This is a genomic window from Streptomyces sp. NPDC050439 (genome assembly GCF_040655335.1).
Classification (GTDB): Bacteria; Actinomycetota; Actinomycetes; order Streptomycetales; family Streptomycetaceae; genus Streptomyces.
Map to the genome: position 1 here is coordinate 161,131 of NZ_JBFAJT010000008.1, position 25,832 is coordinate 186,962.

Consider the following 25,832-nt stretch of genomic DNA (forward strand, 5'->3'; position numbering starts at 1 on the left):
CGGCACAGAAATCAGCGAGCCACCCGCACCCGGCTGACAAGGACGAAGGCGCCAGGAGCGCTCAACCCGACGAGGGCCCCTCCCCCGGCACCCACACCTCCCCCTCAAGCACCCGCCCCATCCCCACCCACACCATGTTCATCAGCCGCAGGGTGACCCCCTCAGGCGACTGGCCCGGATGGCCGCCCATCCAGTCGGTGAGCGAGTCCGCCGCGCCGACCAGCGCGTGCGCCACGAAGTCGGCGTCCTCGTCGTCCAGTTGCGACCCGCCGGGATTCTGCGCGATGCCGTCCCAGACCAGGCCCGCGACCTCCGCCATCACCGCACGCCGCGCGTCGGCGACGGCGGACGCGATGGCCTCGCTCAGCTCGGACGCCTGGCGGTGCAGCACGACCCAGCTGTCGCGGTGTTCGGCGACAAAGGCGAAGAACGCCGAAAGGCCCGCGTGCAGGCGCAGTTCGGGCGCCTCGCCGCCGGCTCGCGCCGCGTCCTGGAACGCGGCGACCAGGCGGTCGGCCTCGCGCCGCAGGCAGGCGAGGAAAAGCCCCTCCTTGGAGTCGAGATAGAGATAGACCATCGGCTTGGAGATCCCGGCCAGTTCGGCGATCTCGTCCACGGACGCTGCGTGATAGCCGCGCTTGGCGAAGACCGTCACCGCCACATCGATGATCTGCTGCTCGCGCTCCTGACGCGGAACACGCTTCCGTCGTCCCTCAGTTCTCCCGTTGACCGTCACTCTTGCAGCCTCCCAGACTCGGGGCTACCTTACCCTTTAGTAAGTTTACTCTTGAGTAAGGAGATCGCCATGGCGGACGGCATCGGCGGCCCCGAGGGCCTGGCCGGACTGGACTTCGCGAGCGTCACCCCCGAGGAGTTCGCGAAGATCGTGAAGGGGCTTTCCGGCAAGGAGATCACCGCGATCGCCCAGGACGCCGAGCTGCGCGCCCGCGTCCTGGAGGAGGTGTTCGGGCGGATGGGCCGGCAGTTCAGGCCGGAGGCCGCGGGCACCGTCGAGGCGCTGATCCGCTGGAAGATCACCGGGGTCGACGAAGCGGTGTACGAGACGGAGATCTCCCAGGGGGCCTGCACCGTCCGCGAGGGCCGCTCGGACGCCGAACCGCGCGTCACGCTCGTGATGGCCGACGCCGAGTTCCTCAAGCTGGTCTCCGGCAACGCGAGCCCCGTGACGATGTTCATGATGCGCAAGCTCAAGATCGTGGGCGATGTGGCGTTCGCCGCCGGTCTGACCCGCTACTTCGACATCCCGAAGGCCTGACCCCGTACGTCTGAACCGACCCCCGAAGGGAGCACACCATGGCCTTCTCGCTCGAACTGACCGAGGAACAACGGGATCTGCGCGGCTGGGTGCACGGCTTCGCCGCCGACGTGGTGCGGCCGGCGGCCGCCGAGTGGGACGAGCGCGAGGAGACGCCCTGGCCCGTCATCCAGGAGGCCGCGAAGATCGGCCTGTACGGATTCGAGTCCCTGGCCGACCTGTTCGGTGACCCCAGCGGACTCTCGCTGCAGATCGCCAACGAGGAGCTGTTCTGGGGCGACGCGGGCATCGGGATGGCCCTGTTCGGCACGTCGCTCGCGGTGGCCGGGATCTTCTCCGCGGGCACGCCCGACCAGCTCGCCGAGTGGGTGCCGCAGTGCTTCGGCGACGAGGACGACCCCAAGGTCGCGGCGTTCTGCGTCTCCGAGCCCGACGCGGGCTCGGACGTCTCGGCGATGCGGACGCGCGCGACGTACGACGAGGCACGCGACGAGTGGACCCTGTCGGGCCAGAAGGCGTGGATCACGAACGGCGGCATCGCGAACATCCATGTGGTGGTCGCCTCCGTCGATCCGTCGCTGGGCTCGCGGGGGCAGGCGGCCTTCATCGTGCCGCCCGGCACACGCGGTCTCGAAGGCGCCAAGAAGATCAAGAAGTTGGGGCTGCGGGCCTCGCACACCGCGGATGTCTTCCTGGACGACGTACGCGTGCCCGGGCACTGTCTGCTCGGCGGCAAGGAGCGCCTCGACGCCCGGCTCGCGCGGGCCCGCGAGGGGACCACCTCCGGTTCCGGGGGCCGCGGCCAGGCCGCCATGGCGACCTTCGAGGTGAGCCGCCCGACGGTGGGCGCGCAGGCGCTGGGCATCGCGCGGGCCGCGTACGAGTACGCCCTCGACTACGCGGGCTCCCGGGTCGCCTTCGGCCGCCCCATCATCGAGAACCAGTCCATCGCCTTCGCGCTCGCCGACCTGCGGACCGAGATCGAGGCCGTGCGGCTGCTGATCTGGCAGGCGTCGTGGATGGCGCGCAACGACAAGGCGTTCGACGCGGGGCAGGGCTCGATGTCCAAGCTGCGCGCCGGTGAGCTGGCCGTGGCGGCCACGGAGAAGGCCGTGCAGGTGCTGGGGGGCGCGGGATACAGCAGGGAGCATCCGGTGGAGCGGATGTACCGGGACGCGAAGATCTACACGATCTTCGAGGGGACGAGCGAGATCCAGCGTCTGGTGATCGCACGGGCCATCTCGGGGCGGCAGATTCGCTGAGGGGCCTTGGCCTCGGGTTGTCGTGGAAGCCCCGCTCTCAAGCCACGCCCGGACGGCGCCGATGAAAAGATCATGACGTCGACGCAACTCTCCCTCCGTGAGCCCGACGCCGTCCTCGGGCTGATCAACAGCCGAAGCGACGCCGGGCGAAGGCTCCGGCGCGGCGTCCTCTGTCTGCTGCCGGCCTGTGTCATCGCGTTCGCCGGGTTCCAGCGGCGCTGGATGTCCGACGACGGGCACATCTACGTCCGTACGGTCCGGCAGATCCTGGCCGGCAACGGCCCCGTCTTCAACGCGGGCGAACGCGCCGAGTCCTCCACCGGCACTCTCTGGCAGTGGCTGCTCGTGCTCGCGGGGCTGCCGGGCCTCGACATCGCCAGGGCCGCGATGTACGGCGGGCTGCTGCTGACCGCGGCCGGGTTCGCGCTCGCCTCGCTCGGGGCGCTGCGGCTGAACGCACACAACGCGAGCGACACGACCAAGGCGGTCCTCCCCCTCGGCTGCCTCGTCCTGCTCGCGCTGCCGCCCGTCTGGGACTTCGCGACCTCGGGCCTGGAGACCGGGCTCGCCACCTGCTGGATCGCGGGCGCCTGGCTCCTCCTGGTGACCCGGGCCAAGTCGCTCACGACGTGCGTGATCCTGGGTCTCGGCCCTCTCGTGCGGCCCGACCTGGCGCTCGTGTCCGCCGTCTTTCTCGGCGCTCAGTGGCTGATCGCGCGGCCCGCGCGGCGGACCGCCCTCGGCGGCCTGGGAGCGGCCCTCGTCCTGCCGGTCGCGTACGAGATCTTCCGGATCGGGTACTACGGGCAGCTGATGCCGCTGCCCGGCGTGACCAAGGAGGCCTCGCAGAGCCTGTGGGGGCGCGGCTTCGACTACCTCGCGGACTTCGCCGGGCCCTATCTCCTCTGGGTGCCCGCGCTGTTCCTGCTCGCCGCGCTGCTGCCCGCGACGGCCGTCCGGCGGGACGTCGCTTCCCTCGTTCCCGCGCTCGCGCCCGTCGTCGCGGGAATCCTCTGCTGGGTCTACGTCATCAAGGTGGGCGGCGACTTCATGCACGGCCGGATGTTCCTGCCGGGGCTGCTCCTCATGCTCCTGCCGGTCTTCCTGGTGCCCTGCACGCGCGCGTGGACCATCGCCACGGTGGGCGTCGGGATCTGGGCCGTGGCCTGCGCGAGCTGGCTGCGGATTCCGTACGAGGGGCGGATCGGGCCCGGCGGCGTCGCGGACGAGCGCGGTGTGTACGTCCGGCAGAACGCGGCGGCCCACCCCCTCCACCACGACTTCGCGGGCTACCCGAGCAACGTCGCGTACGCCCGTCTCGTGCGCGAGGCCGACCGTGCGGGCATGCCCGGCCTGTTCCTCGCCAGGACTGCCGTCGGCGCCAACTCCCCCACGATCACCGGCGTCTACAGCACCCTCGGCTTCAACGGCACCGTGGTGCCTCGGGACGGTGCCGCCCTCGACCCGATCGGGCTCGCCTATCCGCTGGCCGCGCACTCCGAGCGCCTCGACGCCCGCGTGGGTCACGACAAGCGGCTGCCGGACACGTGGATCTTCGCCGACCGTGGCCGTGGCCCCCTCCCCGAGGGCCTCGATCCGGCGGGTGTCGCCGCCGCCCGGCGTGCGCTCGACTGCGGTCCGCTGGCCGAGCTGCGGGCGGCGACGCGGGACCCGATGACGCCCGGCAGGTTCCTGCGCAATGTCACCGGCGTCTGGGAGCGCACCTCGTTCCGCTTCCCCAACGACCCGGTGCGGGCCGAGCGTCAGCTCTGCGGCCGGCGCTAGGTCCCTTCTGGTGGATCTCTGTGGAAGAAGGAGCGGCGTTCGGTGCGTGCGCTCGGCGCGCGGTGTGAAGGGTCATGTGGCGGAGCCACCTGTCCCTTTGCGCCGTGCGGCGAGGGTGCGTGCCGGGCGTCGCGACGCCACAGAGATCCGTCAGAAGGGGCCTAGGACCCCGCTGGTGTCAGAGGCCGTCGGTGATCTCGCCCTCGTCCTCTCCCCCGCTTCCGCCGTGCTCGGAACCGCCCTTCAGGCGGTCCGCCTGGCGGACGGCGGTCGCGAGGTCCCGCAGGGGTTTGTCGCCGTCCGCGTCCGACGACAACTCCTCGGCGCTTCGTGCCAGTTCCGCGAAGGTGGGCGCGCCGGGCAGCGGCCGCCAAGAGGGCTCGGGGGCGTCGGCCGTCGTGCCGGTGCCGTGCCGCAGGCCGTCCGCGAAGTAGGCGGCGACCGCCGCGGTGCGCAGGCCGCGGTCGGCGTCCCACAGGCCGCCCTCCATGTCCCCGGACTCGATCTCGTTCGACTCCTCGTGCGGGGCACGGCTGTCGGGGTCGAGCCAGCGGACGCTGGCCGTCGCCACGTGTCCGGTCTCGCCCGGCCTCATCCGTACGGCATACAGCGCGGTCACGGTGTGTCCGGGGCCGACCTCGCCGCCGTCCACGCTGTCGTCGCGGAAGTCGTCGTCGGCGACCGCGCGGTTGTCGTAGCCGATGAGCCGGAACTGTTTGACCGTCCGCGGGTCGAAGGCGACCTGTGCCTTCGCGTCGCGGGCCCGTAGCTCGATGTTGGCGGGGAGCTGCTCGCAGAAGACCTTGCGGGCCTCCTCGGTGTCGGACACGTAGGTGGTGTGGCCGTCGCCCTTGTCGGCGAGGCGTTCCATCAGGGCGTCGCCGTAGTCGCTGCCGACGCCGACCCCGAAGAGGGTGATGCCGTGTTCGCGGCGGGCGTCGGAGATGCGCTCCAGGATGCCGTCGGCGCTGGTCTCACCGGTGTTGGCGAGGGCGTCGGAGAGGAGCACGACGCGGTTGGTCGCGCCGTCGCGCCGGCCGCCCACCGCGGTGTCGTACCCCGTGCGGACGCCTGCCTCCAGGTTGGTGGACTGGGTGGGTTCCATGGCGCTGATCGCCGAGTGCACCTTGCCGCGGTGATCGCCGAGGCGGGTCATGCGCAGTACGGTCTCCGCGCTGTCGCTGAAGGTGACGAGCGCGATGGAGTCGTCGTCGCGCAGCTCGTCGGTCATGATCGCGAGCGACTCCTTGACCAGGTCGAGGCGGCCGGGCTCCGCCATCGAACCGGAGACGTCGATCACGAAGGTGAGGGCGGCGGGCGGGCGTTCGCCGTCCGACGTGTCGCCGTGGGTGGCGAGGCCCACCCGCATCAGGGACCAGTCGTCGTCCTCGGTGCGGGCGCCGTCCACGCTCACCGAGAAGCCGTCGCCGTCGGGGCGCGGATAGTCCTGGCGGAAGCTGTTGACGAACTCCTCGGGGCGCACGGTCGCCGGGTCCGGGAGGCGGCCTTCGGCGAGGGTGCGGCGGGCGAAGCCGTAGGAGGCGGTGTCCACGTCCAGGGCGAACGTGGAGAGGTAGTCGGGGCGCGGGGTGAAGCCGCGCCCCTTTTCGTCCTGTTGCTCTCCGGGGGTGACCGCGTCGCCGGTGCCGGGCGAGGCGGGGCCCGGGGCGGGCAGCGGGGCCGAGCCGCGCCGTTCCCTGCCGCTCTTGTCGGCGGCGGACCGGTCCGTGTTCTCCCCGCCGGAGTTGCACCCGGTGAGCACGAGCCCGCCCGCCACGGCTGCGGCGAGCAGCCCCCGCCGTACTTTCCAGGTCCGCATCCCGGCCCCCTCGCGTCGTCGGTTCACATGACTGTGACGCGGGGGGCTCCGTGAACGCTCGCTCGAAAGGGTTGCGGAAGAGTCTCAATGCGGGAACGGGCCCCTGGGCCTTGGGGGGTTCTGATCACCGGCTCCGCCGAGTTCGTCCTCAAGCGCCGGACCGGCTGGCCCCCGGCCTTGCGCGACGTCAGTCACCGGCTCCGCCGCGTTCGTCCTCAAACGCCGGACAGGCTAGCCCCCGGCCCTGCACGACGCCAGTCACCGACTCCCCCAAGCTCGTCCACAAACGCCCGACCGGCTAGCCCCCAGCCCTGCGCAACGCCAGTCACCGGCCCCCCAAGCTCGTCCACAAACGCCCGACCGGCTAGCCCCCAGCCCTGCGCAACGCCAGTCACCGGCCCCCCCAAGCTCGTCCACAAACGCCCGACCGGCTAGCCCCCAGCCCTGCGCAACGCCAGTCACCGGCTCCCCCAAGCTCGTCCACAAACGCCCGACCGGCTAGCCCCCGGCCCTGCGCGACATCGGTCACCGGCTCCGCCGAGTTCGTCCTCAGACGCCGGACGGGCTGAGAACCCGTGGGAACGAGCCCTCAAGTGCCGGACACGCTGGAAGCCTCCCTCACGACACCACGTCCTTCCGTGCGAACCCCCTGAAGGCCAGCGCGAACAGCACCAGTGCGTATGCCACCGAGACTGCGGAGCCCTGGATCATTCCGCTCCACTCCATCTTGGGCTGGATCGCGTCCGCCCAGGCGAACTGCCAGTGCGCCGGGAGGAAGTCGCGCCAGCTGCCCAGTGCCGTCACCGCGTCCAGGACGTTGCCGACGATGGTCAGGCCGACCGCGCCGCCCACCGCGCCCAGGGGCGCGTCGGTCTTTGTGGAGAGCCAGAACGCGAGCGCGGCCGTGACCAGTTGGGAGATAAAGATGTACGCCACGACGATCACCAGGCGCTGCGCGGCCGTGCCGGCGGGCATCGTGCCGCCAGTTGGGATTTCTAGAGGGCCCCAGCCGTAGGCCGCCGTTCCGACCGCGAGGGCGATCAAGGGGAGCAGCACCATGGCCGCAGCGCTGAGGCCGAGCGCGACGGCCAGCTTCGACCACAGGAGGCGGGCCCGTGGGACGGGGGCCGCCAGCAGGTAGCGCAGGGACGACCAGCTTGCCTCCGAGGCCACCGTGTCCCCGCAGAACAGCGCGACGGGGATGACGAGGAGGAAACCGGCGGAGACGAACAGGCACGTCGCCGCGAAGTTTCCGCCGGAGGCCGTGGCCGTGTCCATCAGCGTCACCCGGCCGCTTCGGGACTCCGGTGAACCGGCGATGGCGAACGCCGCGACGAGCACGAAGGGCAGCAGGGTCATCACCCCCGCCATGACCAAGGTCCTGCGCCGCTTCAGTTGGCGCATCGCCTCGACCCGCAGCGGCAGCGTGCGGCCGGGGCGGTAGCCGGGAGCCGTGGCGCGCTCCGTGCCCGGATGCATGCCCGGCTCCGTGCCGGGCCCGGTGGCTGTGGCGCTCATGCGGTGCCTCCGTCGATCAGGGTCAGGAACGCGTCCTCGAGGCGGCGGTGCGGGCCCATGGACTCCACCGGCAGCTCCAGGCGCACCAGTTCGGGCAGCAGCCGTGCCGCGCTGCCTGCCTCCGTGCCGTCCAGGCGTACGAGGAGGCCGCCGTCCGCGCGGACCGCCGACGCGACGCCGGGCAGGGCGCCCACCTTGTCGACCATCGGGTCGGAGACGGCGTCCGCGAGGCCCACCAGGAGCGTGTCGCCCGAACCGACGATCTCGGCGACCGGGCCCGCCTGGATCAGCCGGCCGCGGTCCATGACCACCAGGTGGGTGCAGGACTGCTCGACCTCGGCGAGGAGATGGCTGGAGACGATGACCGTGCGGCCGCCTCGCGCGTACCGGATCATCACCTCGCGCATCTCGCGGATCTGTGGCGGGTCGAGGCCGTTGGTCGGTTCGTCGAGGATCAGCAGGTCCGGCATGCCGAGCATCGCCTGGGCGATGGCGAGCCGCTGCCGCATGCCCTGCGAGTACGTGCGCACCGCGCGGGCCAGCGCGTCACCGAGCCCGGCGATCTCCAGCGCCTCGTCCATGCGGGCGTCCTCGGCGGGGCGGCCGGTGGCCTTCCAGTACAGCTCCAGGTTCTCGCGGCCGGAGAGGTGCGGCAGGAAGCCCGCGCCCTCGACGAACGCGCCGACCCGGGAGAGGACCGGGGCGCCGGGCCGGATCGCCTGGCCGAAGACGCGGATCTCGCCCGCGTCGGGCCGGATCAGGCCCATGAGCATGCGCAGGGTCGTCGTCTTGCCCGCGCCGTTCGGGCCGAGGAGGCCGAGCACCTGGCCCTTCTCGACCGCGAAGGAGAGGTCACGGACCGCGTAACGGTCGGTCGACTTGGCGTACCGCTTGCTCAGGTCCGTGATGACCAGGGGGACTTCGGCGAGCTGCGGGTCCGGTGCGGGCGCCGAGGTGCGGCGCCTTGCGGTGATCAGGAGCAGGACCGCGATGACCGCTCCGGCCACGGGGAGCCACCACACCCAGGCGGGCAGCGGGGCCGCCGCCGTCTTCACGCCGGGCGCCGTCGGGACCGACAGGTCGCCCTGCACGGACACCGTGTAGGTGGCGGGCTTCGCCGGGGAGGCGTAGCCCAGGTCCGTCGAGGCGAGGACGAGGCGCAGACGGTGGCCCTTCTGCACGTCGTGGTCGACTGCGGGCAGGGTGATGGTCACGTCCTTGCCCGCCTTCGCGCCCTCCACGCGGATCGGCGAGACCAGCTGCGAGGGCAGCACCTTCTGGCCGCCGCCGGGCCCGACGTCGTACACCTTGCCGAAGAGCACGGCGTCCTCGCTGTCGGACTTGACGTGCACCCGCACCTTCGGTGAGCCGGTGATCCGCAGGTCGTCCTTGAACGGCGCCGACTGGAACGCGGCGTGCTGGCCGGGGAAGTCGAGGGAGACGCCGACGCCGAGCGAGGAGAGCTGGTTGAGTCCGCCGCCGCCCGCGCCGGGCAGCGCGGAGATGGCGGGCGGCGCGGCGCCCGCGGGGTTCTCGACGCGCTGCGGGTCGCGCCCGCTGAGCGCGATCTTGCGCTGCCCGCTCTCCAGGCCGGGGTACCGGTCGCCGCTCGCGCCGCGCAGTTGCGCCGCGCCGTCGGTGGAGTCGATGCCGCCGGTGCGGGTGACGCGGAAGGCGGGGCCGGTGTCCGCGCCCTTGTCGTCCTTCAGGTAGCGGTCGAACCACGAGCCGATGCGCGTCTCCACCCGCCCCGTCTCGCGGTCGCCGCCGTCGTGGCCGCCCGAGATCCAGTCGACGGACACGGGCGCGTGGTTGCCCCGGATCGCCTGCGAGATGCGGTCGGCCTGACCGAGCGGGAAGAGGGAGTCGGACTGGCCCTGGAAGAGCAGGGCGGGCACGTCGATGCGGTCGCCGACGGCTTCGGGGCTGCGGGCGGCGAGGAGCTTCTGCGCGGCGGCGTCCGGCTTCCCGGCCTCCGCGACGCGGTTGTACATCTCGCACAGCTGCTTCTCGAAGCGCTCGCAGCCGCCGCCGGTGTTGATGAAGAGCCCGGCCCAGAGCTTCTTGAAGACGCCGTTCGGGAAGAGTGCGTCGCTCAGATTCCAGTACGTGATCTGGGGGGCGATGGCGTCCACCCGGTCGTCGTACCCGGCGGCCAGCAGGGAGACCGCGCCCCCGTACGAGGCTCCGGTCATGCCGACGCGGGGGTCGCCCTTCTTGTCCAGCTGCACCTCGGGGCGCTTCGCCAGCCAGTCGATGAGGCGGCGGGCGTCGGCGACCTCGCCCTTCGGGTCGTTCAGGCCGATCTTGCCGGTGGACTTGCCGAAGCCGCGGGCCGACCAGGTCAGTACCGCGTATCCCTTTTCGGCCAGTTCCTCGGCCTGGGCGCGCAGGTCGTTCTTGCTGCCGCCGAAGCCGTGGCCGATGAGGACGGCGGGGCGCTTCGTGTCCGGGTCGCCCGCGGTGAAGTACGAGGTGTCGATCTTCGCGCCGCCCGTTTTGTCCACGCCGGGCATCTCCATGAGGCGATCCTCGCGGTGCACGGCGGGCCCGTCGTCCGAGGCCGCCGCCGTCCACGTGCCGGCCCCCGCCAGGATGGCGAGGGCGGCCGCGGCGGCGAGCAGTCTGCGCCTGGGCAGTCGTAGATCCATGTGTCAACCGTACGGGCGAGGGCTGACATACGAGGCAGCCGGTGGTCTGAACCCGCTTGCCTACCTGAGGAGTAGGACACGAGCGAGCCGTACCACGGATGCGGTACGGCAGGCCCTCGTGCCCCGCACGGATGTCCGCAAACTCCCCCAGGCTCTCAAGGAGCAGGGGGGACCCTCATGACCGGCCGAACCCGCCCTCAGTGGTTCCGCGGGAAGCCCAGGTCCACGCCCTCCGGCGCGTCCGACGGGTCCGGCCAGCGGGTCGTGACGACCTTGCCGCGGGTGTAGAAGTGCGTCCCGTCATTTCCGTAGATGTGGTGATCTCCGAACAGGGAGTCCTTCCAGCCACCGAAGGAGTGGTAGCCGACCGGCACCGGGATCGGGACGTTCACGCCGACCATGCCCGCCTCGATCTCCAGCTGGAAGCGCCGCGCGGCGCCGCCGTCCCGCGTGAAGATCGCGGTGCCGTTGCCGAAGGGCGAGGCGTTCATCAGCGCCACACCCTCCTCGTACGTGTCGACGCGCAGCACGCACAGGACGGGGCCGAAGATCTCGTCCTTGTACGCGGCGGCCGTCACCGGCACGCGGTCCAGGAGCGAGAGGCCGATCCAGTGGCCGTCCTCGAAGCCCTCGACCGTGTGGCCTGTGCCGTCGAGGACGACCTCGCAGCCCTCGGCCGCGGCCCCGGTGACGTACGAGGCGACCTTGTCGCGGTGGGCGGCGGTGATCAGCGGGCCCATCTCCGACGCCGGGTCGTTGCCGGGGCCGATCTTGATCTTCTCGGCCCGCTCCTTGATCTTGGCGACCAGTTCGTCGCCGACCGAGCCGACCGCGACGACGGCCGAGATGGCCATGCAGCGCTCGCCCGCCGAGCCGTACGCCGCCGAGACGGCCGCGTCGGCCGCCGCGTCGAGGTCCGCGTCCGGCAGGACCAGCATGTGGTTCTTGGCGCCGCCGAGCGCCTGGACGCGCTTGCCGTTGGCGGTCGCGGTGGTGTGGATGTAGCGGGCGATCGGCGTGGAGCCGACGAAGGAGACGGCCGCCACGTCCGGGTGCTCCAGGAGGCGGTCGACGGCCACCTTGTCGCCGTGCACGACGTTGAAGACGCCGTCCGGGAGACCGGCCTCGCTCAGCAGCTCCGCGATCTTCAGCGCGGCCGACGGGTCCTTTTCCGACGGCTTCAGCACGAAGGTGTTGCCGCACGCGATGGCCAGCGGGAACATCCACATCGGCACCATGGCCGGGAAGTTGAACGGCGTGATGCCCGCGACGACACCGAGCGGCTGGCGGATGGACGAGACGTCCACGCGCGAGGCGACCTCCGTCGACAGCTCGCCCTTGAGCTGGACCGTGATCCCGCAGGCGAGGTCCACGATCTCCAGGCCGCGGGCGACCTCACCGAGCGCGTCCGAGTGCACCTTGCCGTGCTCCGCGGTGATCAGCTCGGCGATCGCGTCGCGGTTGGCGTCCAGGAGCGCGCGGAAGGCGAAGAGGACCGAGGTGCGCTTGGCGAGCGACGACTTGCCCCACGTGGCGTACGCCTCGCGTGCGGAGGCGACGGCGGCGTCCACCTCGTCCACGTTCGCGAAGGCGACCTGCGTGGTGACGGCGCCGGTCGCGGGGTCGGTCACCGGGCCGTACGTACCCGACGCGCCCTCGACAGTCTTGCCACCGATCCAGTGGTTGACGGTCTTCGTCATGACAAGCATCCCTACTCTCACATCTCACAGGTGGCGGCGTCGGGCTGAGACGTGCCGGTCGTACTCTTTCCTGGCCTCGACCGCCGACGGTCGGTCCGCGGTCTCGGCCACGGGCACATCCCACCACGCCTGCGCCGGGGGCGGGGGCGACACTGTGTCTGCCGTTTCCGTCTCCACGTAGACACATGTGGGACCCTCGGCCGCCCGCGCGTCCGCGAGGGCATCCCGCAGGTCAGCCACTGTTTTGGCGCGAATCACACGCATCCCGAGCGAGGCCGCGTTGGCCGCGAGATCCACCGGCAGCGGTGCGCCGGTGTACGTCCCGTCCGCCTCCCGGTAGCGGTAGGCCGTGCCGAACCGCTCCGCGCCGACGGACTCGGAGAGCCCACCGATGGACGCGTACCCGTGGTTCTGCAGGATCACGACCTTGACCGGAATGTTCTCCTGGACGGCCGTGACGATTTCGGTGGGCATCATCAGATACGTCCCGTCGCCCACCAGCGCCCAGACCGGACGGCCCGGCGCCGCGAGCGCGACGCCGATCGAGGCGGGGATCTCGTATCCCATGCAGGAGTAGCCGTACTCGACGTGGTATTGCCGGGGTGAGCGCGTCCTCCACAGCTTGTGGAGATCTCCGGGGAGCGAGCCCGCCGCGTTGATGAGCACGTCCTCGTCCGTGACCAACTTGTCCAGCAATCCGAGGACTTGGAGCTGTGTGGGCCGTACGTCGGGTTCGTCGGCCGCGTACGCCGCGTCGACGCGATGCTCCCAGCGCGCCTTGTCCTCGGTGTACTCGCCGACGTACGCGGGCGGCACGCGCCACCCCTCCAGGGCTTCGGTCAGCGCCTCCAGGCCGGCGCGCGCGTCCGCGATCAGGGGCGTGCCCGCCATCTTGTGGCCGTCGAACGCGGCGATGTTGAGGTTCAGGAAGCGCACGGCGGGCTCGGTGAAGAGGGTGCCGGACGCGGTGGTGAAGTCGCTGTAGCGGGTGCCGACGCCGATCACCAGGTCCGCGGTGCGCGCGAGTTCGTCGGCCGTGGCCGTGCCCGTGTGCCCGATGCCGCCGACGTCCGCGGGGTGGTCGAACCGCAGGGAGCCCTTCCCGGCCTGGGTGGAGGCGACGGGGATGCCGGTCGCGTCCGCGAGGGCCCGCAGCGCCTCCTCGGCCGCGCTGTGGTGGACTCCGCCGCCCGCGACGATCAGCGGGCGCCACGCCGCGCGCACGGCCCGTGCGGCGACGTCCAGTTCGCGCGGATCGGGCGCCTGACGGCGCACGCCCCACACCCGCTCCGCGAAGAACTCCTCCGGCCAGTCGTACGCCTCCGCCTGGACGTCCTGCGGAAGCGCGAGCGTGACGGCGCCGGTGTCCGCCGGGTCCGTCAGGACGCGCATCGCGGCGAGCGCGGCCGGGATCAGGGCCTCGGGGCGGGTCACGCGGTCGAAGTACTTCGACACCGGGCGCAGGCAGTCGTTCACCGATACGTCGCCCGCGTACGGGACTTCGAGCTGCTGAAGCACCGGGTCGGCGGGGCGGGTCGCGAAGATGTCGCCCGGCAGGAGGAGGACGGGCAGGTGGTTGATGGCCGCGAGCGCGGCGCCCGTCACGAGGTTGGTCGCGCCGGGGCCGATGGAAGTGGTGACGGCGTGCGTGGACAGGCGGCCCGACTGGCGGGCGTACCCGACGGCGGCGTGCACCATGGCCTGTTCGTTGCGGCCCTGGTGGAAGGGCATCTCGTCGGCGTACTCGACGAGCGCCTGGCCGATGCCCGCCACGTTCCCGTGCCCGAAGATGCCCCAGGTGGCGCCGATCAGCCGCTGCCGCTCGCCGTCGCGCTCGGTGAACTGCCGGGACAGGAAGCGGACCAGGGCCTGCGCGGTGGTCAGCCTGATCGAGGTCATCGCTTTCCCTCCACTGTCATCGGTATCCCTCCGTGTGGTCGGGGTGGAAGCAGATCCGCCACTCCCGCTCCTCGCCGGGACCGGCCATCACGTTCAGGTAGTACATGCTGTGCCCCGGCTGGGCGATCGACGGGCCGTGCCAGCCGTCGGGGACCAGCACGGCGTCCCCCGTCCGGACCTCGGCCAGGACGTCGGTGCCGCCGGGGCGGGACGGGAAGACCCGCTGGTAGCCGAAGCCTTCTTGTCCCGCGTCGCCGGGCTCGATCTCGAAGTAGTAGATCTCTTCGAGTTCCGCCTCCACACCCGGGCGGTGCTCGTCGTGCTTGTGCGGCGGGTACGAGGACCAGTTGCCGCCGGGAGTGATCACCTCGACGGCGATGAGGCGGTCGCAGTCGAAGGCGTCGGCGGACGCGAAGTTGCGGACCTCGCGGGCGCAGGTGCCGCTGCCGCGGTGTTCGACGGAAACCTCCGGCGCGGAGCCGTAGCGGGCGGGGAGTCGACGCTCGCACTTCGCTCCTGCCAGGGCGAAGCGGCCTCCCGCGCCGGAGGCGATCTGGATCTGGGCGTCACGAGGCACGTAGGCGAAGTCGCTCACTCCGCTGAACACGCTCTTCCGGCCCAGCAGTTCAATGATCTCGCCTTCTGCGTGCACCGTACAGCCGCCGGTCAGCGGGAGCACGATCCATTCACTCTCCCCGGTGGCGAAGGAGTGTGTGGTGCCGGGTTCGATGTCGACCACGCGCAGCGCGGAATAGACCAGACCGGACCGCTTCGGGTCGAGTTCGAGGGCGTACGGCCCTTCGGCCGCGCTGCCCTTCGGTACGTACGTCATGTGGCCCTCCTACAGCAGTCCGACGGCGGTGTCGACGGCGCCCGCCACGTCGCCGTCCGCCGGGTACAGCAGCGTGCGCCCCGCGACGAGGCCGTGCACGGTGGGCAGTTGGAGCGCCCCGCGCCACTTCTCGTACGCGGCGTCACTGTCGTCACCGAGGTCACCTCCCAGGAGGACGGCGGGCAGGGTCGAGGTCTCCATGACGCGCGCCATGTCGTCCGGATTCTCGGTCACCGGGACCTTCAGCCAGGTGTACGCCGATGTTCCGGCGAGCCCCGAGGCGATGGCGATGGACGTCGTGACGGCCTCGGCGCTCAGGTCGTTGCGCGGCGGCCCGCCCTCGGGGGCGCGGCGGCAGAGGAACGGCTCGACGAAGACGGGCAGTCTGCGGGCGGCCATGGCGTCGACGGCGCGGGCGCTGGCGTGCAGCGTGTCGAGCGACCCGGAGTCGTCGTAGTCGACCCGCAGCAGGAGCTTCCCCGCGTCGAACCCGAGCCGGTCGATGTCCTCGGCCCGGTAGCCCGTGAACCGGTCGTCCAGCTCGAAGGAGGCCCCCGCGAGCCCACCGCGGTTCATCGACCCCATGACGACCTTGCCGTCGAGGGCGCCGAGCAGCAGGAGGTCTTCGAGGATGTCGGCGGTGGCGAGCACGCCGTCCACCCGGGGCCGTGAGAGCGCCAGGCAGAGCCGTTCGAGCAGGTCCCCGCGGTGGGCCATGGCCAGCCTGTCCCCGCCCACGGAGAGGGCGCCCCGGGCGGGGTGGTCGGCGGCGATGATCATGAGCCGCCCGCTGTCGCCGAGCAGCGGGCGCCGGACGCGCCGGGCGGCTGCCTCGGCGATGGCCTCGGGGTGCTGGGCCCTGACCCGGATGAGCTCGGAGAGGTCCATCATGCGTCAACGGCTCCCGCCGCAAGGGCCGCCTCGACCTCGTCCGGGAACGGCATCGCGGAGGAGCACTCAAGGCGGGAGGCGACGATCGCCCCCGCCGCGTTCGCGTACCGCATGATCCGCTCCAACTCCCAGCCCGCGAGCAGCCCGTGGCACAGCGCGCCGCCGAAGGCGTCCCCGGCGCCGAGGCCGTTGAGCACCGTCACGGGCAGCGGCGGCACCTGTGCGCGCTCACCCGCGCGGTTCATCGCGAGGACCCCCTCGGGGCCTTGCTTGACGACGGCGAGTTCGACGCCGGAGTCGAGCAACGCGCGGGCGGCGGCGTCCGGTTCCCGCACGCCCGTGGCGATCTCGACCTCGTCGAGGTTGCCGACGGCGACGGTGGCCTGCGCGAGCGCCTGGGCGTAGAAGCCCCGCGCCTCCTCGGCCCGCTCCCAGAACATCGGCCGCCAGTCGAGGTCGAAGACGGTGAGCCCCGCCTTCGCCCGGTGGCGCAGCGCGGCCAGCGTCGTCGACCTGCTGGGCTCCGCGCAGAGCCCCGTGCCCGTCATCCAGAACACCCGGGCGGAGGCGATGGCGTCCAGGTCGAGCTCCTTCTCGTACATCTCCAGGTCGGGCGCCTTGGGCTGCCGGTAGAAGTAGAGCGGAAAGTCGTCCGGCGGGAAGATCTCGCAGAAGGTCACCGGGGTCGGCAGGCCGGCGACCGCGCTCACCCACCGGTCGTCGACACCGAACTCCCGCAGCTCCCGGTGCAGATAGTCCCCGAAGGGGTCCTGGCCGGTGCGGGTGACGAGCGCGACGCGGCGGCCGAGCCGGGACGCGGCGACGGCGACGTTCGACGCGGAGCCGCCCAGGAACTTGCCGAACGTGCTGACGTCGGCGAGCGCCACCCCGGCCTGCAGGGGATACAGATCCACCCCGATCCGGCCCATCGTGATCACGTCGTACGGATCGGTCACCCTGCACTCCCTCTCGACATCGCCCCCTTGAGGCCACCCCTAGGTCTATTCCGCCCCATCACCCCTGTCAACACATTGTCCTTACATTCGGACCACTCCTTGACACCGTTCCGCGGCGGCCTGAAAGCTTGAAGACATGACGACGCTGTCACGCATCCGGATCGGTTCGGCACCCGACTCGTGGGGGGTGTGGTTCCCCGAGGACCCGGGTCAGGTCCCCTGGAGCCGTTTCCTCGACGAGGTGGCGGACTCCGGGTACGAGTGGATCGAGCTCGGTCCGTACGGCTACCTGCCGAGCGACCCGGCCGTGCTGACCGAAGAGACCCAAAAACGTGGCCTGAAGGTGTCGGCCGGGACGGTCTTCACGGGCCTGCACCACGGCCCCGCCGTCTGGGACAAGACGTGGGCGCATGTGGCCGAGAACGCCGCGCTCGCGCAGGCGATGGGCGCCGAACACCTCGTCGTCATCCCCTCGTTCTGGCGCGACGACAAGACCGGCGTGGTCCTGGAGGACCGCACGCTCACCCCGGAGCAGTGGCGTCAGCTCACGCTCCAGACCGAGCGCCTTGCGCACGAGGTGCGCGAGCGCTACGGCCTGCGCGTGGTCGTCCATCCGCACGCCGACACGCACATCGACGACGAGGCCAACGTCACCCGCTTCCTCGACGCGACCGACCCCGACCTCGTCTCGCTCTGCCTGGACACGGGCCACTACGCCTACTGCGGCGGCGACAACGTCAAGCTGATCGAGACGTACGGCGAGCGCATCGGCTATCTGCACCTCAAGCAGGTCGACCCGGCCGTCCTGGCCGAAGTGCGCGCGCAGGAGATGCCGTTCGGGCCCGCCGTGGCCCGTGGCGTGATGTGCGAGCCGCCGACCGGGGTGCCCGCGATCGAGCCGGTCCTCGCGGCGGCCCAGAAGCTGGGCGTCGACCTGTTCGCGATCGTCGAGCAGGACATGTACCCGTGCCCGCCGGACAAGCCGCTGCCCATCGCCCGCCGCACCCGCTCGTATCTGCGTTCCTGCGGCGCCTAGCTCCCTCGCGGCTCCCTGTTCGCTTCGCATCACACGCGTCACAAAGAACCTCTTTCTGTCACACATGTCCCGTATACGCGGGCTCCTCGTCACAGCCGGTCGACAGCCGCCCTCCGGTGGTCACTCCGCGTCGTTCTCCGGGAACAGGCTGAGTTGATCGCCAGCGTCACGCCGCAGCTCCCCCGACGGCTCCTCCCGAGCCGCCCCTGCGGCGACCGCAGGGAGGTGCCACTGATGACCGACCGCAAGCTCTGGTCCTACAAGGACATCGCCGCACACATCCGCGTGCAGCCCGACACCGTGCGCTCCTACCGCAAGCACGGCCTGCTCCCCGAGCCCGACCACGTGGAGTCCGGGAAGCCCTTCTGGTACGCGGACACCATCCGCGCCTGGGTCGCCGCGAGGCCCGGCAACCGCGGGCGCAGAGACTGACCTTGAGGAGTACCCCCTAGGGGTATACAGTGTGAGTGTCAGGAGGTCTCCGGGAACACCGGGACCACTCCTGCACATTACGACGCATATACAGGCACGCACACACGCCGCACCCTCATCGAGGAGAACGACATGAGCGCCCAGACCGAGCTCCCGCAGGCCGAGACCTCCGGCTCCTGCTGCTCCCCCAGCGGTTCCTGCCACTCCGACGGCGCCGCCGGAACGCCGCAGGGCGCCGTGACGACCGTGTACGAGGTGACCGGCATGACCTGTGGCCACTGCGAGGGCGCCGTCAGCGAGGAGATCTCGGAGATCGCCGGCGTCAGCTCCGTCAAGGCGGTGGCCTCCACCGGCCTGGTGACCGTGGTCTCCGAGGCCCCGCTCGACGAGGCCTCGGTCCGCGCCGCGGTCGACGAGGCGGGCTACGAACTCGCCGGTGTCAGCAAGGCCTGACCCACCCCCTGCCGGGTACCCCGGGCCCTGTGACACCGTCGCAGGGCCCGCAGCCGCTTCACCCCAGCCGCATGAAAGAGCCATGAACGAAGTCGAACTCGCCGTCGGCGGCATGACCTGCGCCTCCTGTTCCGCCCGCATCGAGAAGAAGCTGAACCGCGTGGAGGGCGTGACCGCGTCGGTCAACCTCGCCACCGAGAAGGCGAAGGTCTCGTACGCGGAAGGGGTCGAGGTCGCGCAGCTGATCGCGACGGTCGAGAAGCTCGGCTACAGCGCGGCGGAGATCGTCCCGGCACCCCCCGAGCCACAGGCTCCCGAGACCACCGCCGACATCACCGAGCCGGACACCCTGCGTCAGCGGCTCATCGGCTCGGCGCTGCTCTCACTGCCGGTCGTGCTGCTCGCGATGGTCCCGTCCCTCCAGTTCGACAACTGGCAGTGGCTCTCGCTGACACTGGCCGCGCCGGTCGTCGTCTGGGGCGGACACCCCTTCCACCGTGCCGCGTTCACGAACCTGCGGCACGGCGCCGCGACCATGGACACGCTGGTGTCGGTGGGCACGCTCGCCGCGTTCGGCTGGTCGCTGTGGGCGCTCTTCCTCGGCGACGCGGGAATGCCGGGAATGCGGCACGGTTTCGAGTTCACCGTCTCGCGCGCCGACGCCGCCTCGACCCTCTATCTGGAGGTCGCCGCGGGCGTCATCACGTTCATCCTGCTCGGCCGCTGGCTGGAGGCCCGCTCGAAGCGGAAGGCGGGCGCGGCCCTGCGCACGCTGCTCGAACTGGGCGCCAAGGAGGCGGCCGTACTGCGCGACGGCGCGGAGGTCCGCACACCGGTCGCGCGTCTCGTGGTCGGCGACCGGTTCGTCGTACGCCCCGGGGAGACCGTCGCGACCGACGGCACCGTCGTCGACGGCGCGTCCGCGGTCGACGTCTCGATGCTGACCGGCGAGTCCGTCCCGGTGGACGTGGCCGCGGGCGACGCGGTGACCGGGGCGACCACGAACGTCTCGGGGCGGCTCGTCGTCGAGGCGACACGCGTCGGCTCCGACACCCAACTGGCCAGGATGGCCAGGCTGGTGGAGGACGCGCAGACCGGCAAGGCCCAGGTGCAGCGCCTGGCCGACCGGATAGCGGGGATCTTCGTGCCGGTGGTCCTGATGATCGCCACCGCGACGCTCGGCGGCTGGCTCGGCGCCACGGGCGACGTGACCGCCGCCTTCACCGCGGCCGTCGCCGTCCTGATCATCGCCTGCCCGTGCGCCCTGGGCCTCGCGACCCCGACCGCCCTGATGGTCGGCACGGGGCGGGGCGCGCAGCTCGGCATTCTCATCAAGGGCCCCGAAGTCCTGGAGTCCACACGGCGGGTGGACACGATCGTCCTGGACAAGACCGGGACGGTGACGACGGGGCGCATGACCCTGCGGGACGTGTACGCCGTCGGGGACACCGAGGAGAAGGAGCTGCTGCGGCTCGCGGGGGCCCTGGAGCACGCCTCCGAGCACCCCGTGGCGCGGGCCGTCGCCGCGGGCGCCGCCGCGGAGTCGGGGCTCCCGGTGGGCGCGCTGCCCGCCGTGCAGGGCTTCGAGAACATCGCGGGGTCGGGCGTGCGCGGCACGGTGGAAGGGCACTTGGTGCTCGCGGGCCGTGAACGGCTCCTGGCGGACGCGGGAGTCGAGGGACTCGCCTCGGTGGCCTCGCTCAGGGCGCGGGCCGAGGAGGCGGGCCGTACGGCCGTCCTGGTGGCCTGGGACGGCGTGGCCCGCGGTGTCCTGACCGTCGCCGACACCGTCAAGGACACCAGCGCCGACGCGGTGCGCGAGCTGCGTGCCCTGGGTCTGACGCCGGTGCTGCTCACCGGCGACAACCGCGCCGTGGCCCTGGCGGTGGCGCAGTCCGTGGGCATCGGGGCGGACGCCGTGTACGCCGAGGTGCTGCCCGAGGACAAGGTCGACGTCGTGCGGCGGCTGCGGGACGAGGGCAAGGTCGTCGCGATGGTCGGGGACGGGGTCAACGACGCCGCCGCGCTCGCCACCGCCGATCTGGGCCTCGCGATGGGCACGGGCACGGACGCGGCCATCGAGGCGAGTGACCTGACGCTGGTGCGCGGGGACTTGCGCGGGGCGGCCGACGCGATCAGGCTCTCCCGTAAGACCCTCGCCACGATCAAGGGCAATCTCTTCTGGGCCTTCGGTTACAACGTCGCCGCACTGCCGCTCGCCGCCGCCGGGCTCCTGAATCCGATGATCGCCGGGGCCGCGATGGCATTTTCCTCGGTCTTTGTTGTCACCAATAGCCTCCGTCTCAGGAACTTCACATAAGCTCTTCACATCTTGGTCGCAGCATTCTCACGCCTGAGTCTCGATCGGCATATCGGGCCTCTTGCGCATGTACAGGACATATGCAGGAGACGCAGATCACAGCGATCCCAACGTAACCATTCGGGGGGCTCGTGAGTCTAAGAGGACGATGCCAGGGACGTCTTGGGGGACGTCTCTAGACATCGGGGACATCTTGGGGGATGTTCCTAGGAATGCGTAGGCCGGGACACGTGCACCGGGGAGCTTTGAGCGGCCCTCCCGATCAGTACGGGTCCCGGCAGATCGCAGTACGACTGGCGCGCTGCCACCACAGACGCCCGGCCGGATCCCGTGGGGGGAATCCGCACCGGGAAACAGGAAAGCGCCCCGACCGTCGACCCGTGGGGGGATCGACGGCGGGGCGCTTTTCGCTTGGCCCGGCGGCCTCGAAGGTCAGCGGCCCTCGACCGGGACGAAGTCCCGGAGCACCTCGCCGGTGTAGATCTGGCGCGGGCGCCCGATGCGGGATCCCGGCTCCTTGATCATCTCGTGCCACTGGGCGATCCAGCCCGGCAGGCGGCCCAGCGCGAAGAGAACGGTGAACATCTCGGTCGGGAAGCCCATCGCGCGGTAGATGAGACCCGTGTAGAAGTCCACGTTCGGGTAGAGCTTGCGCTCGACGAAGTAGTCGTCGGCCAGCGCGTGCTCTTCGAGCTTGAGCGCGATGTCGAGCAGCTCGTCGTCCTTGCCGAGAGCCGAGAGGACGTCGTGTGCCGCCGCCTTGATGATCTTCGCCCGGGGGTCGAAGTTCTTGTAGACGCGGTGCCCGAAGCCCATGAGCTTCACGCCGTCTTCCTTGTTCTTCACCTTGCGGATGAAGTTGTCGACGTCGCCGCCGTCCTGCTTGATGCCCTCGAGCATCTCCAGGACGGACTGGTTGGCGCCACCGTGCAGTGGGCCCCACAGGGCCGAGATGCCGGCGGAGATCGAGGCGAACATGTTGGCCTGCGACGAGCCCACCAGACGCACGGTGGAGGTCGAACAGTTCTGCTCGTGGTCCGCGTGCAGGATCAGGAGCTTGTCCAGCGCGGAGACGACGACCGGGTCCAGGTCGTACTCGGCGGCAGGCACCGAGAAGGTCATGCGCAGGAAGTTCTCGACGTAGCCGAGGTCGTTGCGCGGGTAGACGACCGGGTGGCCCACGGACTTCTTGTAGGCGTACGCCGCGATCGTCGGAAGCTTGGCGAGCAGGCGGATCGTCGAGAGGTCGCGCTGTTCCTCGTCGAACGGGTTGTGGCTGTCCTGGTAGAACGTCGACAGCGCGCTGACCACGGACGACAGCATCGCCATCGGGTGGGCGTCACGCGGGAAGCCGTCGTAGAACCGCTTGACGTCCTCGTGCAGCAGCGTGTGCTGCGTGATGTCGTTCTTGAAGCTGGCGAGCTCGTCGACCTTCGGCAGTTCGCCGTTGATCAGCAGGTACGCCACCTCGGTGAAGGTGGAGCGCTCGGCCAGCTGCTCGATCGGGTAGCCGCGGTACCGGAGGATGCCCTGCTCGCCGTCGAGGTAGGTGATGGCGGATTTATAGGCGGCGGTGTTGCCATAGCCGCTGTCCAGGGTCACCAGACCGGTCTGGGCGCGGAGCTTCCCGATGTCGAAGCCCTTGTCGCCGACAGTTGAGTCGATCACCGGGTAGGTGTACTCGTCGCCATCGCCGTACCGCAGTACTACAGAGTTGTCGCTCACGTCATCCCTCACCGACGTTGTGCCTCTTCTTCGAGGTGCCCTGACTGTCTCTACCATCCCCCATTTGGCCCTGGAGAGTGCACTCGGGGTCGACCATTGGGCCTATTGGCGGCACTGAGTGCCGCCAACCTACTCATCCTGCCCCCCTGTGCCCCGGTTGCGGAAGTGCTCTGTGACCTTTCCTACTCGTTTGATCGATCAAAACTTCCCACGGCCTCCGGCAAGCCGGAAATCCAGGGCCGTACAGCGCCTGCCCGCGGAGACCGTGCGCACCGCTTGCCCCAGAGCCTTGCGCGAACCGACCAGGACGACCAGCTTCTTGGCGCGGGTGACCGCCGTGTAGAGCAGATTCCGCTGGAGCATCATCCACGCGCCCGTGGTCACGGGGATCACCACCGCCGGGTACTCGCTGCCCTGGGAGCGGTGGATCGTGACCGCGTACGCGTGCGCCAGTTCGTCCAGTTCGTCGAAGTCGTACGCAATCTCCTCGTCCTCGTCCGTAAGGACCGTGAGCCGCTGCTCGTCGGAGTCGAGCGAGGTGACTACTCCGACGGTGCCATTGAAGACGCCGTTCTGCCCCTTCTCGTAGTTGTTGCGGATCTGGGTGACCTTGTCGCCGACGCGGAACACCCGGCCACCGAAACGCTTCTCCGGTACGTCGGGTCTGCTGGGGGTGATGGCCTGCTGGAGCAGGCCGTTCAGGTTGCCCGCGCCCGCGGGGCCGCGGTGCATGGGCGCGAGCACCTGGACGTCGCGGCGCGGGTCGAGGCCGAATTTCGCCGGGATGCGGCGCGCGGCCACGTCCACCGTGACCCGGCCCGCGTCCTCGGTCTCGTCCTCCACGAAGAGGAAGAAGTCATTCAGGCCCTGGGTGATGGGCGGCACCCCGGAGTTGATGCGGTGGGCGTTGGTGACGACGCCGGACTGCTTGGCCTGGCGGAAGATGTGGGTGAGCCGGACCGCGGGGACGGGGCTCTGCTCGCCGAGCATGTCCCGCAGCACCTCGCCGGCGCCGACGCTCGGCAGCTGGTCCACGTCTCCGACGAACAGGAGGTGGGCGCCGGGGGCGACGGCCTTCACCAGCTTGTTGGCCAGGAGCAGGTCCAGCATGGACGCCTCGTCGACCACGACGAGGTCGGCGTCGAGCGGGCGGTCCTTGTCGTAGGCGGCGTCTCCTCCCGGCTTCAGCTCCAGGAGGCGGTGGACGGTGGAGGCCTCGGCGCCGGTGAGTTCGGCGAGGCGTTTGGCGGCACGGCCCGTGGGGGCGGCGAGGACGACCTTGGCCTTCTTGGCGCGGGCCAGCTCCACGATGGAGCGGACCGTGAAGGACTTGCCGCAGCCCGGGCCTCCGGTGAGGACGGCCACCTTCTGCGTCAGCGCGAGTTTGACCGCCTCCTGCTGCCCGGGGGCGAGGTCGGCGCCCGTACGGGTGGCGAGCCAGGACAGGGCCTTGTCCCAGGCCACGTCCCGGAAAGCCGCCATGCGGTCCTCCGGAGCCCTCAGGAGGCGCAGGAGCTGGGCGGAGAGGGAGAGTTCCGCGCGGTGGAAGGGGACCAGGTAGACGGCTGTGACGTCGCCTTCGCCCTCGGGGCCGGGGACCCGTTCGCGTACGACGCCCTCCTCTTCCTTCGCCAGCTCCGCCAGGCACTCGATGACCAGGCCCGTGTCCACCTGGAGCAGCTTCACCGCGTCGGCGATGAGGCGCTCCTCCGGGAGGAAGCAGTTGCCCTGGTCGGTGGACTGGGAGAGGGCGTACTGAAGGCCCGCCTTGACCCGTTCCGGGCTGTCGTGCGGGATGCCGACGGACTGGGCGATGCGGTCCGCGGTGAGGAAGCCGATGCCCCAGACGTCGGCGGCAAGGCGGTAGGGCTCGTTCCGCACCATGGAGATGGAGGCGTCCGCGTACTTCTTGTAGATGCGGACGGCGATGGACGTGGAGACGCCCACGCCCTGCAGGAAGACCATGACTTCCTTGATGGCCTTCTGTTCCTCCCAGGCCGCCGCGATCATCTTGGTCCGTTTGGGGCCGAGGCCCGGGACCTCGACGAGGCGCTTCGGCTCCTGCTCGATGATGTCGAGGGTGTCCACGCCGAAGTGGGTGGTGATGCGGTCGGCCATGACGGGGCCGATGCCCTTGATGAGGCCCGAGCCCAGGTAGCGACGGATGCCCTGGATGGTGGCGGGGAGGATGGTGGTGTAGTTCTCCACCGTGAACTGCTTGCCGTACTGGGCGTGGGAGCCCCAGCGGCCCTCCATGCGCAGGGACTCTCCGACCTGGGCGCCGAGCAGTGCGCCCACGACGGTGAGGAGGTCGCCGCCGCCGCGGCCGGTGTCCACGCGGGCGACCGTGTACCCGTTCTCCTCGTTCGCGTAGGTGATCCGCTCCAGGACCCCCTCGACCACCGCCGAAGCGGCCGCTGCTCTGGCTGGACTCGACATGGGCCGACGCTATCGCCCGGCGCCGACAGCGCGGGAAGTCTGTGGACAACTTCGAGCTGTGGACAACTTCGAGGGGGCCCGGTCTTTCGACCGGGCCCCCTCGGGTCTCCCCTCCCCTGCCGGAACTCCGCTGATCCCCCCAGATCTCCCCCCACGGAAGTCCCGACGCAAAGTACGACCCGCGTCGGGCGGGAAGGGTTGCACGGGCAAGGCGAAGAATTTTCGGGGTGCCGACGAAGTCGTGCAGACGTAACTTTTAACGCATGAGCGAAGAATCTCCCGAAAACCCCGCGCCCGAGACCTCGCTGGAGAAGGACGTCCTCGACGAACTCGGCGACGACAGGCTCCAGGAGATCGCGGGGCTCCTCGGTACGGACGCCGCGGGGGCGCAGGACGTGGTGGGCACCACGGTGACCGCGCTCTCGGGGAACCTTCAGGAGAAGGCGGAGGACCCCGCGGAGGCGGCCGAGGTCGAGCAGGCGCTCACCGAGACGGAGACGGCGCCCGCCGAACCTCCTTTGCAGGGGATCGCCGGGTTCGGCGGGTTCGGCGGTCTCGCGGCGGGCGGGATGCTGTCCGGTGTACTGGCGAAGATGAGCCGTCCGGTGGCGACCGCGGTGGCGAAGAAGACGGGGCTGCCCGCGGCTTCCGTGACCCGGGTGATCGAACTCCTGATCCCGGTGCTCCTGACGGTCCTGACGAAGCGGGCCCGGACGTCGTCGAAGCCGGGCGCCACGGGCTCCCCCGGAGGCGGCGGCATCGGCGACCTCCTGAACCAGATCCTGGGCGGCAAGAAGCGGTAGCCCCGTGAGGCCGGGGCCACCGGCATCGGGCGGGA

At 70.7% G+C, this 25,832-nt stretch carries 19 protein-coding genes; 8 read left to right on the forward strand and 11 right to left on the reverse strand.

Features of this window, described 5'->3' with window-relative positions:
• Window positions 1–61 precede the first annotated feature (61 nt).
• Window positions 62–736 (reverse strand): TetR/AcrR family transcriptional regulator, encoded by a 675-nt coding sequence (locus AB0I66_RS31065; protein WP_363211288.1) that lies wholly within the window; start codon window positions 734–736, stop codon window positions 62–64.
• Window positions 737–805: 69 nt separating this feature from the next.
• Between AB0I66_RS31065 and AB0I66_RS31070 the strand changes: the two genes are divergently transcribed.
• The 3 genes from AB0I66_RS31070 (at window position 806) to AB0I66_RS31080 (ending at window position 4,323) form a co-directional block, all read left to right on the forward strand.
• Window positions 806–1,276 (forward strand): SCP2 sterol-binding domain-containing protein, encoded by a 471-nt coding sequence (locus AB0I66_RS31070; RefSeq protein WP_363211289.1) that lies wholly within the window; start codon window positions 806–808, stop codon window positions 1,274–1,276.
• A gap of 38 nt (window positions 1,277–1,314) precedes the next feature.
• Window positions 1,315–2,538, forward strand: coding sequence for an acyl-CoA dehydrogenase family protein (locus AB0I66_RS31075; RefSeq protein WP_363211290.1), 1,224 nt, complete (start codon window positions 1,315–1,317; stop codon window positions 2,536–2,538).
• A 72-nt stretch (window positions 2,539–2,610) separates the two neighbouring features.
• Entirely contained in the window at window positions 2,611–4,323 is a 1,713-nt protein-coding gene (locus tag AB0I66_RS31080) for a hypothetical protein (RefSeq protein WP_363211291.1), read from the forward strand.
• 178 nt (window positions 4,324–4,501) lie between these two features.
• Here AB0I66_RS31080 and AB0I66_RS31085 read toward each other — a convergent pair whose 3' ends face one another.
• The 8 genes from AB0I66_RS31085 to iolC form a co-directional block, all read right to left on the reverse strand.
• A complete protein-coding gene (locus AB0I66_RS31085) occupies window positions 4,502–6,142 on the reverse strand; it encodes a von Willebrand factor type A domain-containing protein (protein ID WP_363211292.1) in 1,641 nt (546 codons plus the stop codon).
• A gap of 618 nt (window positions 6,143–6,760) precedes the next feature.
• Entirely contained in the window at window positions 6,761–7,621 is an 861-nt protein-coding gene (locus AB0I66_RS31090) for an ABC transporter permease (protein ID WP_363211556.1), read from the reverse strand.
• A 35-nt stretch (window positions 7,622–7,656) separates the two neighbouring features.
• On the reverse strand, window positions 7,657–10,311 hold the full coding sequence (locus AB0I66_RS31095; RefSeq protein WP_363211293.1) for an alpha/beta fold hydrolase: 2,655 nt from the start codon (window positions 10,309–10,311) through the stop codon (window positions 7,657–7,659).
• A 197-nt stretch (window positions 10,312–10,508) separates the two neighbouring features.
• Window positions 10,509–12,011 (reverse strand): CoA-acylating methylmalonate-semialdehyde dehydrogenase, encoded by a 1,503-nt coding sequence (gene mmsA, locus AB0I66_RS31100; RefSeq protein ID WP_363211294.1) that lies wholly within the window; start codon window positions 12,009–12,011, stop codon window positions 10,509–10,511.
• A gap of 24 nt (window positions 12,012–12,035) precedes the next feature.
• Window positions 12,036–13,910 carry a 3D-(3,5/4)-trihydroxycyclohexane-1,2-dione acylhydrolase (decyclizing) gene (iolD, locus tag AB0I66_RS31105; RefSeq protein WP_363211295.1) on the reverse strand — a complete coding sequence of 625 codons (1,875 nt, stop codon included), beginning with the start codon at window positions 13,908–13,910 and terminating at the stop codon, window positions 12,036–12,038.
• Window positions 13,911–13,926: 16 nt separating this feature from the next.
• Entirely contained in the window at window positions 13,927–14,742 is an 816-nt protein-coding gene (iolB, locus tag AB0I66_RS31110; protein WP_363211296.1) for a 5-deoxy-glucuronate isomerase, read from the reverse strand.
• 9 nt (window positions 14,743–14,751) lie between these two features.
• Entirely contained in the window at window positions 14,752–15,630 is an 879-nt protein-coding gene (locus tag AB0I66_RS31115) for a deoxyribose-phosphate aldolase (RefSeq protein ID WP_363211557.1), read from the reverse strand.
• The gene (iolC, locus tag AB0I66_RS31120) at window positions 15,630–16,589 is read right to left on the reverse strand and encodes a 5-dehydro-2-deoxygluconokinase (protein ID WP_363211297.1); all 960 of its coding nucleotides are present in this window, start codon (window positions 16,587–16,589) and stop codon (window positions 15,630–15,632) included. The genes AB0I66_RS31115 and iolC overlap by 1 nt, the downstream gene beginning before the upstream one ends.
• A gap of 136 nt (window positions 16,590–16,725) precedes the next feature.
• Here iolC and AB0I66_RS31125 point away from each other — a divergent pair, with 136 nt between their 5' ends.
• The 4 genes from AB0I66_RS31125 to AB0I66_RS31140 all read left to right on the forward strand — a co-directional run bounded on the left by AB0I66_RS31125 (window position 16,726) and on the right by AB0I66_RS31140 (window position 20,830).
• Window positions 16,726–17,625: a sugar phosphate isomerase/epimerase gene (locus tag AB0I66_RS31125; RefSeq protein ID WP_363211298.1), complete on the forward strand. Its 900-nt coding sequence runs from the start codon at window positions 16,726–16,728 to the stop codon at window positions 17,623–17,625.
• A 234-nt stretch (window positions 17,626–17,859) separates the two neighbouring features.
• A complete protein-coding gene (locus AB0I66_RS31130; protein WP_363211299.1) occupies window positions 17,860–18,057 on the forward strand; it encodes a MarR family transcriptional regulator in 198 nt (65 codons plus the stop codon).
• Window positions 18,058–18,189: 132 nt separating this feature from the next.
• Window positions 18,190–18,510, forward strand: coding sequence for a heavy-metal-associated domain-containing protein (locus AB0I66_RS31135; protein ID WP_363211300.1), 321 nt, complete (start codon window positions 18,190–18,192; stop codon window positions 18,508–18,510).
• An 82-nt stretch (window positions 18,511–18,592) separates the two neighbouring features.
• Window positions 18,593–20,830 (forward strand): heavy metal translocating P-type ATPase, encoded by a 2,238-nt coding sequence (locus tag AB0I66_RS31140; protein WP_363211301.1) that lies wholly within the window; start codon window positions 18,593–18,595, stop codon window positions 20,828–20,830.
• Window positions 20,831–21,262: 432 nt separating this feature from the next.
• Here the strand turns inward: AB0I66_RS31140 and AB0I66_RS31145 are convergent, their stop codons facing one another.
• Window positions 21,263–22,555, reverse strand: coding sequence for a citrate synthase (locus AB0I66_RS31145; RefSeq protein ID WP_363211302.1), 1,293 nt, complete (start codon window positions 22,553–22,555; stop codon window positions 21,263–21,265).
• A gap of 198 nt (window positions 22,556–22,753) precedes the next feature.
• A complete protein-coding gene (locus AB0I66_RS31150; protein WP_363211303.1) occupies window positions 22,754–24,994 on the reverse strand; it encodes an ATP-dependent RecD-like DNA helicase in 2,241 nt (746 codons plus the stop codon).
• A gap of 263 nt (window positions 24,995–25,257) precedes the next feature.
• Here AB0I66_RS31150 and AB0I66_RS31155 point away from each other — a divergent pair, with 263 nt between their 5' ends.
• The gene (locus tag AB0I66_RS31155) at window positions 25,258–25,797 is read left to right on the forward strand and encodes a DUF937 domain-containing protein (protein ID WP_363211304.1); all 540 of its coding nucleotides are present in this window, start codon (window positions 25,258–25,260) and stop codon (window positions 25,795–25,797) included.
• Window positions 25,798–25,832 lie beyond the last annotated feature (35 nt).

Excerpts from the sequence above, each read along its gene's own strand:
- AB0I66_RS31070 (WP_363211289.1), top strand. The coding sequence starts at position 806 with ATGGCGGACGGCATCGGCGGCCCCGAGGGCCTGGCCGGACTGGACTTC.
- AB0I66_RS31075 (WP_363211290.1), top strand. The coding sequence starts at position 1,315 with ATGGCCTTCTCGCTCGAACTGACCGAGGAACAACGGGATCTGCGCGGC.
- AB0I66_RS31080 (WP_363211291.1), top strand. The coding sequence starts at position 2,611 with ATGACGTCGACGCAACTCTCCCTCCGTGAGCCCGACGCCGTCCTCGGG.
- AB0I66_RS31085 (WP_363211292.1), bottom strand. The coding sequence starts at position 6,142 with ATGCGGACCTGGAAAGTACGGCGGGGGCTGCTCGCCGCAGCCGTGGCG.
- AB0I66_RS31090 (WP_363211556.1), bottom strand. The coding sequence starts at position 7,621 with ATGCATCCGGGCACGGAGCGCGCCACGGCTCCCGGCTACCGCCCCGGC.
- AB0I66_RS31095 (WP_363211293.1), bottom strand. The coding sequence starts at position 10,311 with ATGGATCTACGACTGCCCAGGCGCAGACTGCTCGCCGCCGCGGCCGCC.
- mmsA (WP_363211294.1), bottom strand. The coding sequence starts at position 12,011 with ATGACGAAGACCGTCAACCACTGGATCGGTGGCAAGACTGTCGAGGGC.
- iolD (WP_363211295.1), bottom strand. The coding sequence starts at position 13,910 with ATGACCTCGATCAGGCTGACCACCGCGCAGGCCCTGGTCCGCTTCCTG.
- iolB (WP_363211296.1), bottom strand. The coding sequence starts at position 14,742 with ATGACGTACGTACCGAAGGGCAGCGCGGCCGAAGGGCCGTACGCCCTC.
- AB0I66_RS31115 (WP_363211557.1), bottom strand. The coding sequence starts at position 15,630 with ATGGACCTCTCCGAGCTCATCCGGGTCAGGGCCCAGCACCCCGAGGCC.
- AB0I66_RS31125 (WP_363211298.1), top strand. The coding sequence starts at position 16,726 with ATGACGACGCTGTCACGCATCCGGATCGGTTCGGCACCCGACTCGTGG.
- AB0I66_RS31130 (WP_363211299.1), top strand. The coding sequence starts at position 17,860 with ATGACCGACCGCAAGCTCTGGTCCTACAAGGACATCGCCGCACACATC.
- AB0I66_RS31135 (WP_363211300.1), top strand. The coding sequence starts at position 18,190 with ATGAGCGCCCAGACCGAGCTCCCGCAGGCCGAGACCTCCGGCTCCTGC.
- AB0I66_RS31140 (WP_363211301.1), top strand. The coding sequence starts at position 18,593 with ATGAACGAAGTCGAACTCGCCGTCGGCGGCATGACCTGCGCCTCCTGT.
- AB0I66_RS31150 (WP_363211303.1), bottom strand. The coding sequence starts at position 24,994 with ATGTCGAGTCCAGCCAGAGCAGCGGCCGCTTCGGCGGTGGTCGAGGGG.
- AB0I66_RS31155 (WP_363211304.1), top strand. The coding sequence starts at position 25,258 with ATGAGCGAAGAATCTCCCGAAAACCCCGCGCCCGAGACCTCGCTGGAG.